This window comes from Croceibacter sp., assembly GCF_002716225.1.
In the GTDB taxonomy this organism is placed as follows: Bacteria; Bacteroidota; Bacteroidia; order Flavobacteriales; family Flavobacteriaceae; genus Croceibacter; species Croceibacter atlanticus.
This window is the reverse complement of record NZ_PAZX01000008.1, coordinates 118,526-132,856: the sequence shown is the minus strand read 5'-3', so window position 1 is coordinate 132,856 and position 14,331 is coordinate 118,526. Positions and strand designations below refer to the sequence as shown.

General features: G+C 34.1%; 12 protein-coding genes. 7 read left to right on the top strand and 5 right to left on the bottom strand.

What is annotated here, in order from left to right:
• The first annotated feature begins 2 nt into the window (after positions 1–2).
• The 3 genes from secG (at position 3) to groL (ending at position 2,538) form a co-directional block, all read left to right on the top strand.
• Positions 3–362 carry a preprotein translocase subunit SecG gene (gene secG / locus CL818_RS06555; RefSeq protein WP_272973306.1) on the top strand — a complete coding sequence of 120 codons (360 nt, stop codon included), beginning with the start codon at positions 3–5 and terminating at the stop codon, positions 360–362.
• Between the two features lie 148 nt (positions 363–510).
• Entirely contained in the window at positions 511–786 is a 276-nt protein-coding gene (locus CL818_RS06550) for a co-chaperone GroES (protein ID WP_286972385.1), read from the top strand.
• 117 nt (positions 787–903) lie between these two features.
• Positions 904–2,538 (top strand): chaperonin GroEL, encoded by a 1,635-nt coding sequence (gene groL / locus CL818_RS06545; RefSeq protein WP_286972383.1) that lies wholly within the window; start codon positions 904–906, stop codon positions 2,536–2,538.
• 219 nt (positions 2,539–2,757) lie between these two features.
• Here groL and CL818_RS06540 read toward each other — a convergent pair whose 3' ends face one another.
• On the bottom strand, positions 2,758–3,567 hold the full coding sequence (locus CL818_RS06540) for a DNA/RNA non-specific endonuclease (protein ID WP_286972381.1): 810 nt from the start codon (positions 3,565–3,567) through the stop codon (positions 2,758–2,760).
• 15 nt (positions 3,568–3,582) lie between these two features.
• Positions 3,583–4,377, bottom strand: coding sequence for a DUF2797 domain-containing protein (locus CL818_RS06535; protein ID WP_286972379.1), 795 nt, complete (start codon positions 4,375–4,377; stop codon positions 3,583–3,585).
• Positions 4,378–4,420: 43 nt separating this feature from the next.
• On the opposite strand from CL818_RS06535, the gene CL818_RS06530 reads away from it, so the two are divergent.
• On the top strand, positions 4,421–5,935 hold the full coding sequence (locus CL818_RS06530; RefSeq protein ID WP_286972377.1) for a GH3 auxin-responsive promoter family protein: 1,515 nt from the start codon (positions 4,421–4,423) through the stop codon (positions 5,933–5,935).
• A gap of 118 nt (positions 5,936–6,053) precedes the next feature.
• Here the strand turns inward: CL818_RS06530 and hemL are convergent, their stop codons facing one another.
• The 3 genes from hemL to CL818_RS06515 form a co-directional block, all read right to left on the bottom strand.
• On the bottom strand, positions 6,054–7,334 hold the full coding sequence (gene hemL / locus CL818_RS06525; RefSeq protein ID WP_286972376.1) for a glutamate-1-semialdehyde 2,1-aminomutase: 1,281 nt from the start codon (positions 7,332–7,334) through the stop codon (positions 6,054–6,056).
• A gap of 3 nt (positions 7,335–7,337) precedes the next feature.
• Complete coding sequence (locus CL818_RS06520) at positions 7,338–8,189, bottom strand: glucosaminidase domain-containing protein (RefSeq protein ID WP_286972375.1); 852 nt, start codon at positions 8,187–8,189, stop codon at positions 7,338–7,340.
• A 3-nt stretch (positions 8,190–8,192) separates the two neighbouring features.
• Positions 8,193–9,062: a 1-aminocyclopropane-1-carboxylate deaminase/D-cysteine desulfhydrase gene (locus tag CL818_RS06515; protein ID WP_286972373.1), complete on the bottom strand. Its 870-nt coding sequence runs from the start codon at positions 9,060–9,062 to the stop codon at positions 8,193–8,195.
• A 247-nt stretch (positions 9,063–9,309) separates the two neighbouring features.
• Between CL818_RS06515 and CL818_RS06510 the strand changes: the two genes are divergently transcribed.
• From CL818_RS06510 to CL818_RS06500, 3 genes are read left to right on the top strand one after another with little or no spacing between them, the layout of a single operon-like run.
• Positions 9,310–10,125 carry a phage tail-like protein gene (locus CL818_RS06510; RefSeq protein WP_272973314.1) on the top strand — a complete coding sequence of 272 codons (816 nt, stop codon included), beginning with the start codon at positions 9,310–9,312 and terminating at the stop codon, positions 10,123–10,125.
• A 1-nt stretch (position 10,126) separates the two neighbouring features.
• Complete coding sequence (locus tag CL818_RS06505; RefSeq protein ID WP_272973315.1) at positions 10,127–10,957, top strand: phage tail-like protein; 831 nt, start codon at positions 10,127–10,129, stop codon at positions 10,955–10,957.
• Positions 10,958–10,989: 32 nt separating this feature from the next.
• The gene (locus tag CL818_RS06500) at positions 10,990–14,241 is read left to right on the top strand and encodes a DUF1028 domain-containing protein (RefSeq protein WP_272973316.1); all 3,252 of its coding nucleotides are present in this window, start codon (positions 10,990–10,992) and stop codon (positions 14,239–14,241) included.
• The last annotated feature ends 90 nt before the right edge of the window (positions 14,242–14,331 follow it).

The window sequence follows — 14,331 nt, the reverse complement described above, 5'->3', positions numbered from 1 at the left end:
TAATGAGCACGTTTACAATATTCTTAGTCCTAATAGTTATCGTAGCATTTTTGCTAATCGTCGTAATAATGGTACAAAACCCAAAAGGTGGTGGTTTATCTTCATCTTTCGGTGGTGGTGGTACACAACAATTAGGTGGTGTTAAAAAAACAACCGACTTTTTAGATAAAAGTACGTGGACACTTGCAACTGTAATGTTAGCATTAATCCTTTTGTCTAACATTAATTTATTTGGTGGCGCTGTAAATACAGAGTCTCGTATTTTAGATGAAGATGCAGTACCTGCAACAACACTTCCGCAATCTACACCTGCAACAAACGATGCTGAAACTACAACACAAGCTACAGATAGCGTACAGTAGTTTTAAAGACATATTTACAATACAAATTGCCAGCTTATGACAAGCTGGCATTTTTTGTTTGTTATATGTCATAAGCGTAGTGGTGGCATACTTTTGGAATAGTATTAAGTCATAAAATTAATTTAACTAATAACTAAAAATAAAGACAATGGCACTTAACATTAAACCATTATCAGATCGTGTTTTAGTAGAGCCTCAAGCCGCTGAAACTCAAACTGCTTCTGGAATATATATCCCAGAAACAGCAAAGGAAAAACCACAAAAAGGTAAAGTTGTCGCTGTAGGTGGCGGTAANAAAGANCANGANATGACCGTTAAGGTTGGAGATATNGTTCTTTACGGTAAGTACTCTGGNACAGAGCTTAANTTAGAAGGTAATGATTACCTAATGATGCGNGAAGATGATATTCTTGCAGTAATCTAAATATAAAATNGTGTNNNCCANTTTNTGGNTNNNACNCNTTTTCAATTTAATTAAAGTAAAAACAGNATAAAGNATNAGNNTANNANCTTAANGCTTNTTGCATAAAGAATTTATAAAATGGCAAAAGATATAAAATTTGATTTAGCAGCAAGAGACGGCATTAAACGTGGTGTCGATGCTTTAGCTAACGCAGTAAAAGTAACTTTAGGACCAAAAGGTCGTAACGTAATTATTAGCAAATCATTTGGAGCACCACAGGTTACAAAAGATGGTGTTAGTGTTGCTAAGGAAATAGAATTAGAAGACGCTCTTGAAAATATGGGAGCGCAAATGGTTAAAGAAGTAGCTTCAAAAACTAATGATTTAGCTGGAGACGGTACAACTACTGCTACAGTTTTGGCTCAAGCAATNGTAGCAGAAGGTTTAAAGAATGTTGCTGCAGGTGCTAACCCAATGGACCTAAAACGCGGTATAGATAAAGCTGTAGAGGCATTAACAAAAGACCTTGCAAAGCAATCTAAAGAAGTAGGTAACTCTTCAGAAAANATTAAGCAAGTAGCATCTATTTCTGCAAACAATGATGACCAAATTGGTGAGCTTATTGCACAGGCATTTGGTAAAGTAGGAAAAGAAGGTGTTATCACTGTTGAAGAAGCTAAAGGAACAGATACGTATGTAGATGTTGTTGAAGGTATGCAGTTTGACCGTGGTTTCTTATCGCCATACTTTGTTACAGATAGCGAAAAGATGACAACAGACCTAGAGAACCCTTACATTCTTTTAGTAGATAAGAAGGTGTCTTCTATGAAAGATTTATTACCAGTTTTAGAGCCAGTTGCTCAAACAGGTAAGCCGTTGTTAATTATTGCAGAAGATGTAGATGGTGAAGCATTGGCAACTCTTGTAGTAAATAAATTACGCGGTTCTTTAAAAATTGCAGCNGTAAAAGCACCAGGATTTGGAGACCGTCGTAAAGCAATGCTTGAAGATATAGCAATCCTAACTGGTGGTCAGGTAATTTCTGAAGAAAGAGGCTTTNCTCTTGAAAATGCAACTATCGAGCAATTAGGTACAGCAGAAACTGTAACTATAGATAAGGATAACACAACAGTTGTAAATGGTTCTGGAGATAAAGACATGATTAAGAATCGTGTTAATCAGATTAAATCTCAAATTGAAACNACAACTTCAGATTACGATAAAGAAAAATTACAAGAGCGTTTAGCTAAACTTTCTGGTGGTGTTGCTGTACTTTATGTAGGTGCTGCAAGTGAAGTTGAGATGAAAGAGAAAAAAGACCGTGTAGATGATGCACTTCATGCAACTCGTGCAGCTGTAGAAGAAGGTATTGTTGCTGGTGGTGGTGTTGCATTAGTGCGCGCTAAAAAAGTTTTAGAGAAATTAACTTCTGAAACTTTAGATGAAACTACCGGTATACAGATTGTATCTAAAGCTATCGAGGCTCCATTACGTACAATTGTACAAAATGCAGGTGGCGAAGGTTCTGTTGTTATTAACAAAGTTCTTGAAGGTAAGAAAGACTTTGGATATGATGCTAAAACAGAACAATACGTAGATATGCTTAAAGCTGGAATTATAGATCCTAAAAAAGTAACACGTATAGCATTAGAAAATGCTGCATCTGTTGCCGGAATGATCTTAACTACAGAATGTGCTTTAATCGATATTAAAGAAGATAACGCTGGTGGCGGAATGCCTCCAATGGGTGGCGGAATGCCAGGAATGATGTAAGACAAATACCTGCTAATGCAGGAATGTCTTCACTATAAATTTAAAACCTGTCAACTTAATGTTGGCAGGTTTTTTTATTTGGGCGTTCCCTCATTATATTCGGTCGGGCTTTCACTACTCACTTTTTTGCGAAAAGCAAAAAGAGTTCAAACAAACCGTTCAATCCCTAACGCAGGATTTTCAACGCTCTTGTTATTTTGTGCTTGACACGGATTTTCTTTATCTAAAACTCCAACCTTTATAATTGTTAGAAGCCTCTAATTTATCTTCAANGTCATCTTCTAAATGAGGNAAGAAATCAATGCCAGTTAATTCTTCAATTTTGTCTGTAGTCGTAACAAAATCATAGAGAGGTTTATTGGATTCTCTATGAGGAAATAAAAATGCTACAAGTTTTGGCTTNCCATTATTGTAGTCTAAAACTAATTTATAAAAGTATTTAGGAACGGTAACATNTTCGTCTCCTATGGTTATTTCNGTGTCATTTAATATGCCNCCAGTAACTACATAAACACCATCATATTTTGTAGCCCAATACCGCACTTTTTGTTCTAGCCTATTCCAAATACCAGCATTAAAATCGTGATCTTGTGGTGAAATATTACTGGTTAAAAAAGTTTCAGTAAACGCTTCTTTAGAAAACTTTCGATCTCCTGCTGGGCAAAAATGACCTCTATCATAACCAGAATTCTTGTAGTTTCTCCAATCGGCCGACACTGTTGGAACGCTATTGTCTATTTCAAAATAAGGTCTTTTAAAATCATTTCTAGAGATGTGATTTTTTTTCAACTCATAGGCAACCCATTCGGCTTGCTCATTGTCTTCAGAATAAGATAAGGAGTAATACTTATGATGTACAATAGCACCTGTTGTTGAGGTTGGTAAGAAGTTACTGTTTGTAGTTTTTTTAAGTTCTTTAGCTTCTTCAATTAAAGGCTCTCGCTCTTTTTCATCTAAATAACTATTTACAATGTAAATTATAGAAACTGCTAATATGGTTAAAATGGGGTATATGTACTTTCGATTCATATTAAGTTTTNCTTATTAACTAATATTTAAATCAACAACATAGCCTTCCCAATTTCTAACATTAAAAACGGTGTTGTCTTCAAAAATAAGATATTGNCCTTTTATGCCCTTTAANGTGCCTTTAAAAATTGGGGTCTTATCTAAATTTAAGCTCTTTACTTTTTCAGGATATTGCACTACAGGAAAATCGATATTGGTTTCACTGTTNCTTTCAATAAAATAGGGCAGAGCCTCATCTGGAATATATTGTTTAAGNTGGTCTCTTACCGCTACTAAATTTTCATCTTTAATATCATTTTTTANCATTGAGCGCCAATTGGTTTTNTCTGCCACATGTTCTTTTAAGGCAACTTCTGTAATACCTGCAAGATATCTGTTTGGTGCTTCTACAATTTCAATAGCTTCGTGAGCGCCTTGGTCTATCCAACGTGTAGGAACTTGTGTTTTTCTAGTTACGCCAACTTTTACATTGCTAGAATTTGCTAAATAAACAATATGCGGTTTTAGTTGTACCTTCTTTTCATACTCGAGGTCTCTATCTTCAATATCTAGATGGGCAGTACTCAATTCTGGTTTCATTATCCAATCTCCAGCTTGAGGTTGGTTAAAAAAATCATCGTAACAGTAGCCTTGGCGGTAAATCTTTTTGTCTTTTCCACAAGCTAAACATTGGTAACGAACAAACTCNATAGATAAGGTTTTATCNATAAGTTGNTTCATATGTATGAANGANGATTCAAAAACNAGATAGTATTGTACCGGACTTGCTAATTCTGTTTGCATCTTTGTTAAGACGCCTTGGTATTGCATAACTTATTTTTATTAATTTTAGTGGCATAAAGATAGTCAACGTATGCCATTTCCCATAGTCAATTCTGTTGCTTCCTGGTTTTTAAAAAAGAGGATTCACCAAATGGAATTATTTATAAAATATCCTAATGAGGTGCAACATGAACTTTTACACCAGTTACTGTATAAAGCAAAAGATACAGAAATGGGTAAAACCTATGGTTTTGATACGATTACAAATTATAAAACCTTTTCGGAGCGTGTTCCTATTCAATCTTACGAACAATATACTGAGCGCATAGAGCGAAGCCGAAGCGGTGAAAACAACATTTTCTGGCCAACACCTATTAAGTGGTTTGCCAAATCNAGCGGTACTACAAATGCCAAAAGTAAATTTATTCCTGTAAGTGAAGACTCTCTCGAAGATTGCCACTATGCAGGTAGTAAAGACTTGTTGTGCATGTATCTTAATAATAATCCTGAAGCCAATTTGTTTACAGGAAAAAGTTTACGCCTAGGCGGAAGCAAAGATTTATATAAAGAGAANGGNACTGTTTATGGTGATTTATCGGCNATNTTAATAGATAATATGCCTTTTTGGGCCACGTATAGTAGTACACCAAGCAATGAAATTTCTTTAATGAGCGATTGGGAAACTAAGATGCAGGCCATTGTAGATGAAACCATTACNCAAAATGTAACNAGTCTAGCTGGAGTNCCAAGTTGGATGNTAGTATTGCTTAATAATGTACTCGAAACAACTGGCAAGTCTTGTATACATGACGTTTGGCCAAATTTAGAGGTTTATTTTCATGGCGGTGTAAGTTTTGAACCTTATCGNGATCAATACAAGGCAATTATGTCTTCTGAAAAAGTGAAGTATTATGAAATATATAATGCTTCTGAAGGCTTTTTTGCAATTCAAGATAAAAATGATAGTCGTGATTTATTGTTGATGCTNGACTATGGTATTTTTTATGAATTTATACCAATGGATAGNTACGGTAGCGAAGAGGAAAGTGTTATTCCTTTATCTGAAGTAGAGNTAAATAAAAATTACGCCATTATAGTTACCACTAATGGAGGATTGTGGCGATATAAAATTGGAGATACAATTAGATTTACAAGTTTAAGTCCTTATAGAATACGAGTTTCAGGNCGTACAAAGCATCACATAAATGTGTTTGGGGAAGAGCTTATTATTGAAAATGCCGAAGAAGCATTAAGAAAGGCTTCACAGCAAACAAATTGTGAGATTGTAGATTATACTGCAGGACCAATTTTTATGGAAGGCACCGAAAAAGGCGCACACGAGTGGATTATAGAATTTAAGAAAGCACCTGAAAGTTTAGAGCAATTTCAAAAATGTTTAGATGATAGTTTGCAAACTATTAATAGNGATTATGAAGCTAAGCGTTATAATAATATGACCTTAAATATGCTNACNGTTCACAAAGCNAAAGACAAGTTGTTTTATGAATGGTTAAAGAAAAACGACAAACTTGGAGGACAACATAAAATTCCGCGATTATCTAATACTCGGGATTATTTAGATGAGTTGTTGAAAATGAATATTTAAATCTGCAATCTCTTAAATTACATTTAAACAGAAAAAAGACCTTGAATTGTTTTCAAGGTCTTTTTTTATAGTTATTGTAATAGATTCTGAATTAACTTCAGAATAAAAATAGATGTTCTTAACCTTTAAAACTTGCTATAGCTTCAATTGTTTTATCCAAGTCTTCATAACTCAATGCATCATTTAAGAACCAACTTTCAAAAGCGCTTGGTGCAATGTAAATACCGTTATCCAACATATGATGGAAAAAGCGTTTAAACGTATCATTATTACCTTTTACAGCTGTTTCAAAATCAGTGACANTTACATCTGTAAAATGCACAGANATCATAGAGCCTTGTCTATTTATAGNATGAGTAATATTGTTTTTTTCTAGCGCTTCAGTAATTCCNTTATGTAAATATTCTGTTTTATCTGCTAAGCTTTTAAATAAATCTGTATTAGTGTTTATTTCTGTAAGCATTGCCAAGCCAGCTGCCATTGCTAATGGATTTCCGCTTAGTGTTCCAGCTTGGTAAACTGGACCAAGTGGTGCTAAGTGGTTCATTATCTCTTTGCGTGCTGCAAATGCACCAACAGGTAAACCGCCACCAATTACTTTTCCAAAGGTTACAATATCTGCTTTTACATTGTAAAGTTCTTGTACGCCACCTTTTGCAAGTCTAAATCCGGTCATAACTTCATCAAAAACTAATANGATATTATGCTCNTCACAAAGCGTTCTCAGTTTTTGCAANAAATTATCTTGTGGTAAAATGCACCCCATATTTCCTGCAACAGGTTCTAAGATGATACAAGCTATCTCGCCNATATTAGCTTCAATAAGTGTTTTTACACCTTCAATATCATTNTAATTTGCTAGCAATGTATCTTTGGCTGTGCCTTGGGTTACACCAGGAGAGTTCGGGCTTCCAAATGTTACTGCTCCACTACCAGCTTGTATTAAAAATGAGTCGCTATGGCCGTGATAGCATCCCGNAAATTTTATGATTTTTTCTTTTCCTGTAAAGCCTCGTGCTAAACGTACTGCNCTCATACAGGCTTCTGTNCCACTATTTACAAAGCGAATCATATCTATATTTGGAACCATAGATACGGCAAGCTCTGCAATTTTGGTTTCAATTTCAGTTGGTGTACCAAANGAGGTTCCTAACTTTGCTTTTTCTACTACTGCATCAATTACAGGTTGGTGAGCGTGTCCTAAAATCATTGGTCCCCAAGACGCTATGTAGTCTATAAAGGTGTTGCCATCTGCATCNTNTAGGTAGGCGCCTTTTGCTTTTTCAATAAAAATAGGTGTGCCGCCAACTGCATTAAATGCTCTTACTGGTGAGTTTACACCACCAGGAATTACCTTTTGGGCTTCAGCAAAAAGGGCACTACTTCTTTTATAAATCATATCTTAAAAATCTTTTGGGAGAGGTTTTACGTAAAGCACTTGGCCAATAGAAATATCGTTACTTGTAAGGCCATTAAAATCCTTAAGTTGCTCTACAGTAATATTATGTTTTTTAGCAATTCTGTATAAGGTGTCTCCTTTTTCTACAGTATATCTATTATTATTTTCGGTAACTCTTTTAACATCTTTTCCGGTTTTACCTAAGACTTGAGCATCATATTCATAAAGTTTATAGCGTTCNACTANGCTTATNAGTTTATTAGGATACCTTGGGTCTGTTGCATATCCTGCTTCTTTTAAACCTTTAGCCCAACCTTTGTAATCATCTTTCGATAATTTAAACAAACCCATATAGCGCTTGCGTTCAGTTAAGAATAATGAGTGATCTCTAAAAGAATATTTTGCATCGTAATATTTTCTGAAGCATTCTTGGGCTTTATCATCATCATGGTAAACTTTACCACCTTTCCAACCGTGGCATTTAATACCAAAATGATTGTTGGCTTTTCTGGTAAGTTCACCTTCTCCAGCTCCAGATTCTAAAATACCTTGCGCTAAAGTAATACTAGCTGGTATGCCGTAAATTCGCATTTCTTCCATTGCTATTTCTGCAAAGTCTGCAACATATTTAGAAGACTTGTCTTTGTAGGTTTTCTCCTTTATAGTTTTAGTAACATCATCCTGAATTTCTGCAGGCGTATCTTCGTAAGGTTCGTTCTTACTATTTTTAGGTTGTTCTTGATAAACTTGTCGTTCNTTTTGCTCTTTTTTTGTTGTAACCACTCTTTTCTTGCTCCCACAGGAAGCTAATAGGAATGTTGATATGATGAAGAAAACTAATACTCTAAAATTCATAGGCTAAATTTCTATAGTTGGGAGTCCTTTTTTAGATAATAAAGTGTTCATGCCGGATATGCCTTGAAGACCTCCAGTATGGATTGCTAAAATACGGGAATTTTGAGGAAAATACCCAAGTTGTATAAGATCCTCTAAGCCAAAAATCATTTTAGCTGTATAAATAGGATCTAATAAGATATTTTTACTTTTTTTATAATCATTNATAAACGTTACCAAAGCCTCATTTATTTTAGCATAGCCTCCAAAATGATAATCTGTAANGAGCCTCCAGTTCGTTTTATTCGTATATTTTTTAATTTCAGAATTTAAAAAATCTCCTTTTAATGCTGGAAATCCTAACACTGATTGATGTGATTTTGATGCATTTATAATCCCAGATATTGTGCCTCCAGTACCTACTGGGCAGCATATAAAGTTAAAACTTGAGGTTTCTTGTGTTAAGATTTCTTCGCATCCTTTTACAGCTAAATCATTTGTGCCGCCTTCTGGAATGATATAACTGTTAGGAAATTCATTTTGCAGTAGTTTAATAAACTGCGAACTATTTTTTTGCCGATACGTTTCTCTAGATATAAATTTAAAATGCATACCATTTAGATGTGCTTTTTGGAGAGATGGATTTTTGCTTAACGTAAGCTGAAGGTTTTTACCTAATTCTTCACCTCTAATTACTCCTACAGTTTTAAAGCCATTTGCTTTGCCAATTTCAGCTAAAGCAGAAATATGATTAGAATAAGCACCTCCGAAAGAAATTAAAGTACTTTTTTGAGTTGATTTTGCTTTTTCAAGATTTAATTTTAATTTAAAATTCTTGTTCCCGTGAGGGTTATTTGAAGCTTTTGTTAAATCTAAAACTTGATAATTAGTCATAAAATAAGAATGCCTTTTACTTGGAAGGAATGAGAATTTATATGAAGCAAAAATACGGGAATAAATTAGATTGATTTTTTTTATTCTTAACTCTTTGTTAATCAAATATAAACGAATGTTAATTTTATTAAAATGTTATAATATTATCAATTATGTATGGTTGAACCATAATATTGTTATTAATAATGCATAAATATTTTAATATTATGAAATAATTGTTACTTTCGGAAACATCAAATTAATGATTATGGCCCCAAACATTACTCATTATATAAGCGTGTTTAGCATGCTTATATGTTTTTCTTTCCTTTCTCATTCTCAGGTTGGTATAAATACAGATAATCCAGCGCCTGGTGCTCTCCTCGACTTGAATGCTTCTGATAAAGGATTTTTAATGACTAGGGTAGCGTTAGTTGCAACAGATAATCAAACACCAATAACACCTAGTCCCACGACAGGCTTGTTAGTTTATAATACAGCAACCTCTGGTAGTGGTAGTACACAGGTAACTCCTGGTTTTTATTACTGGGATGGAACAGCGTGGCGTAGACTGTTTAATCAAGGTTATACCTTGCAATACAAACAAACTGCAGCAAGAACTGTAACAACGGAAGGTAATTTTATAATTACTGGACTTGATACTGGTGATGATTTTACCGTACCATTTAGTGGTATTTATCAAGTTGTGATACAAGCATATTATTCTTGTGGTGCTCAATCGGGAACAGATGATGCTGCTTCTCAGGGTTCTATTGGTTTATGGTATAGAGAAAATGGAGGTGGATTTCAAATACCTAAGGAGGCGTATATAACATCCTCTTCAAAATACATTGGAGGAACAACTTTTAACCATTTAGGTAACCAAGCTACAATAGTTCATAATTTAGAATTAAGTGCTTCAAATACATATAGGATATTTGCTGTAGGTAGAGAGTGGTTAAGTGTTAATACTACAGAGAGGCCAGTTATTGGAAGGCAAACTAATGTTGCAGATTATCCAGGTTCATCAACTGATGATGCACAATTAGGTACAATGACAATTTCTTTAATTAAACAGTACTAATATGAAGTTGATTTCACTTTTTTTTATTGCTGCAATTACATTTAATTCTTACTCACAAGTAGGTATAGGTACTACAGATGTTAATGAAGATGCATTACTAGAACTTGATGATGCTAATAAAGGCTTTTTGATTAATAGAGTATCTCTTAACTCAAGACAAGATGATGTTAGTGTAACTCCTTCTTTAACAGAGGGCTTGATGGTGTATAACACAAATAATGCTGGTGCAGGTAGTGATGTAGTTAGTCCAGGTTTTTATTTTTGGAATGGAAGTGAATGGGGTAAAGTTTTTTCTGAAGGATATAGTAGACAGTTTACACAAACAGAAACTGTAAGAGCAGAAGATCAGACAACAATCTACACACTTCCAGGTCTAGATAATGATATTGTTGCGCCGCAAAGTGGGACTTACCAAATTTATGTTATTGGTTATTACGCAGCAGGTATAAGAGGAAACGAATCAAACTCTTATGACGCAAATGGCACTTGTTCAGTTTGGTTAGAAATTGATGATGTTAAGGTAGCAGAAGCTTTTATAAGATCTTCTTCAAAGAGAATTCAAGATGATAATACAAATAATACAAGAACCTTTTTAGCTCTTTCACGACAGGGTAATATAATTTATAATGTTGATCTTCAAGAAGGACAAACATATAATTTTAAAGTAAGAGCTAAAGAATGGAGTCAAAATAATTCTGATGGTCCATTTACTCCAACACTAAATGGATTTGGTTTTTGGGGATTAGATTCTGATCTATATGAAGGGTCTCCAGGTTATACTGATACAGCAGCAAGAAATATGATGACAATTACACTTCTAAGAAGATATTAAAATAAACTTTACAATTAATCCCCAAACATTTTATGAAACCTAGAAATTTTTATTTTCTAATACCTTTCGTGGTACTCCTAACTTACATATTTTATTATACAAACGATACGAATTCAACTAGTGAAAACATTAATACTAAACAAGAAAAAAACACCTATTACGAACGAGAAAATTTAGAAGACGGAGACACATTTTCAATTGTAGCATATGATCCTTCTACAGGTGAAATTGGGAGTGCTGGTACAAGTTGCGTAGCTCAAACAATAGATTTTCTGGGCGATTTAATTACTAATAATTCAGGAGCTATAATTGGAGGAATTAATACTCAAGCTGCTTATGTTGCCCAAAATCAAACAATAGCAAGAAACAGAATGTTAGCAGGAGATACACCTCAAGAAATTGTAGCTTATATGGCTGCAAATGATTTTCAGGGAAACTCCAGCACAAGACAATACGGAGTTGTAGGATTCGATGATTTTGGCAACTTAACTACTGCTGGTTTTACAGGTAATGGAACAGGTAGTTTTGCAGATCATATTACTGGTGTAAATTATGCCATACAAGGTAATATTTTATGGGATTCAGATGTGTTAACAGATATGGAAACTGCTTTTTTAAATACAAATGGAACATTAGCTGATAAACTAATGGCTGCCTTGAAAGGAGCAAAACGAGTTGGTGGAGATAGCAGGTGTGATACTAGAGGAAATAGTGGAAGGTCTTCATTTATAAAAGTTTTAAGACCTGGTGATTCTTCCCCATTTATTGATATCACTTTAGGACCAGTTGTAGATGGAGTAGAGCCAATTGATGAACTTGAATGTGCATTCATAAATGCAACTAGTCCTGCAATTTGCTTACAAACAGTATCAACATTTCCATATGTTATGGATTTTGAAGATTTTGTTTGGGATAAAGACATTTCTTCATGTGGTTCCTTAAATAATAATGCCTCTTGGATTCGTACGCAATTTGCTACACCTTCTCAAAATACAGGTCCTGCAACTGCAAACCAAGGTGAGAAATATATGTTTGTTGAATCATCTGATGTTAATAATACGAGTTCATTTAGTAAGAAAGCAGTAATTGGTTCTCCGTGTTTTCAATTTCCAGAATTTCATTCAGCTCAAATTTCTTTCGACTACCATATGTCTGGAGCAAGTATGGGAACTCTTAACCTCACTGCACAGACAAGTTCTGGGACAGAAGTTATTTGGACACGTACAGGTAATCAAGGTGCAAATTGGGTGAACGATGAGACAGTAGATTTAAGTGATTATGCTGGGCGTACCGTTAAATTTAGATTTGACGCTACCACTGGAACTAGTTTTACTAGTGATATGGCAATTGATGACATAAAGATTACCACAGTAAGAGTTCCTATTAATTTTGAATTTGATGCAGGAGTTTGGACCCCAAATAACCCAACATTAGTAGATAATCCTTCAACGAATATTGATAATATTGAAATTGTCTCAGGTAACCCGACGTTTACTAATGAGGTAATTGCTAATAATGTAACAATTTCAACTGGATCTACTTTAAATTTAGGAAATGCAACACTTTCTATTTCAGGAAATTTAATAAATAACGGTTCTTTAAATGCAGGTACAGGCACTTTACTGCTTAATGGGACTAGTGATCAAACTATTTCAGGAAATGCTATAGCTTTAAATAACTTTACTGTTGCAAGTAATTCAACCAAAACATTACAAACACCTGTTTCAATTAGTGGAACAATGAATCTTTCTAACGGAGTTTTAAATACGAACAATCAACTTTCATTTTTAAACACCTATGATGAGCTAAGTCAGACTCATACTAACGGAATGTTAGATGAAGTTACAGGAGGATCTATTGTAGGAAATGTATTAGTGCAGCGCTATTTTCCTGCTAAAAGAGCATATAGGTTAGTAGCGTCTCCAGTTACTACAACAACAACTATTAGAGAGAACTGGCAAACAGATGGTAATGTAGTGCAAGGTTTTGGTACTCATATAACAGGTGCTGGTGGAACGACAAATGGTTTTGACGCTACTGGTACTAATAATCCATCTATATTTACTTTAAATACTGTTGGGCAAAATTACGAAGTATTACCAAACACAAATGCTAACACTCTAAGTGTGGGTAATGCATACTTGTTAATGGTAAGAGGAGATAGAACTATTGATTTGACAGATAACAACGCAACTCCTTCTAACACAATATTAGAATCTATTGGTGAGCTTCACATAGGAAACTTTAACTCTCCTAATATTAGTACTGTTGAAAATGGATCTTCATTGATTGCTAATCCGTACCAAGCATCGGTAGATATGGCTTTAGTATTACAAAATACAACAAACTTAAACCAAAGGTATTATCACGTTTATGATCCAACAATTAATAGTAGAGGTGCTTTTGTTACTGTAGATACGCAAGAGAACACAAATAGCCTTACGTTTGGAACAGGTATTTCTCTGTCTTCTGCTGATAAGTTTTTGCAACCTAGTCAAGCTGCGTTTGTAAACACAGTAACTAATGGTGCTGCGGCACTACAGTTTACAGAAGGCTTTAAAGACTTATCTGGTAATGGTACAAATGTTTTCTTTGCAGAGTTAGAGCAACAATCCATAGGAGTTGCACTTTACAACAGCGAAGATGAATTAAAAGATGGAACTCGCATAATTTTTAGTGAAGAGGATACTAATGCTGTAACTCAATTAGATGCAATTAAAAATTCTAATTTAGATGAAAATATATCTACTAAAATTGAAGATCAAGAATTTAGTATACAGCGTAGAGCATATGCAATTGCAGAAGATGAAATTGAATTATCTATCACAAATTACAGAGAAGATAATTACAAATTTAAATTTCAATTTGAAGATTTAGAACCTTCAACACTTGTGTACTTGTATGATGCATATTTAAATACACAAACTCCCTTAAATATTAATGGAGAAACAATTGTGAATTTTAATGTAAATGAAACTAATTCAAGTAGAGCTTCAGATAGATTTAAGTTAGTATTTCAAACAAATGTATTGGGAGCTAACGATATAAATTTAAATAGTTCAATTACTATTTCACCAAATCCAGCAAGCCAATTTATTTTAATATCTAATCCACAATCAATAGGCATTAATTCAATTGTGATTTATGATCTTATGGGGAAACAAGTTATTAAAAGAACTAATGGCCTTAATAAAATAGACATATCAAAATTAGAAAGTGCGTTGTATCTCGTTGAGGTTAATTCAACTTTAGGGTCCTTCCAAAAACGTTTAATTGTGAAGTAATTTATAGCACATAATCTTAGTTGAAAAACCTCCTATTCAAGGAGGTTTTTTTATGCAATTAAATAGCATAATGAACTCATATAGCACAAT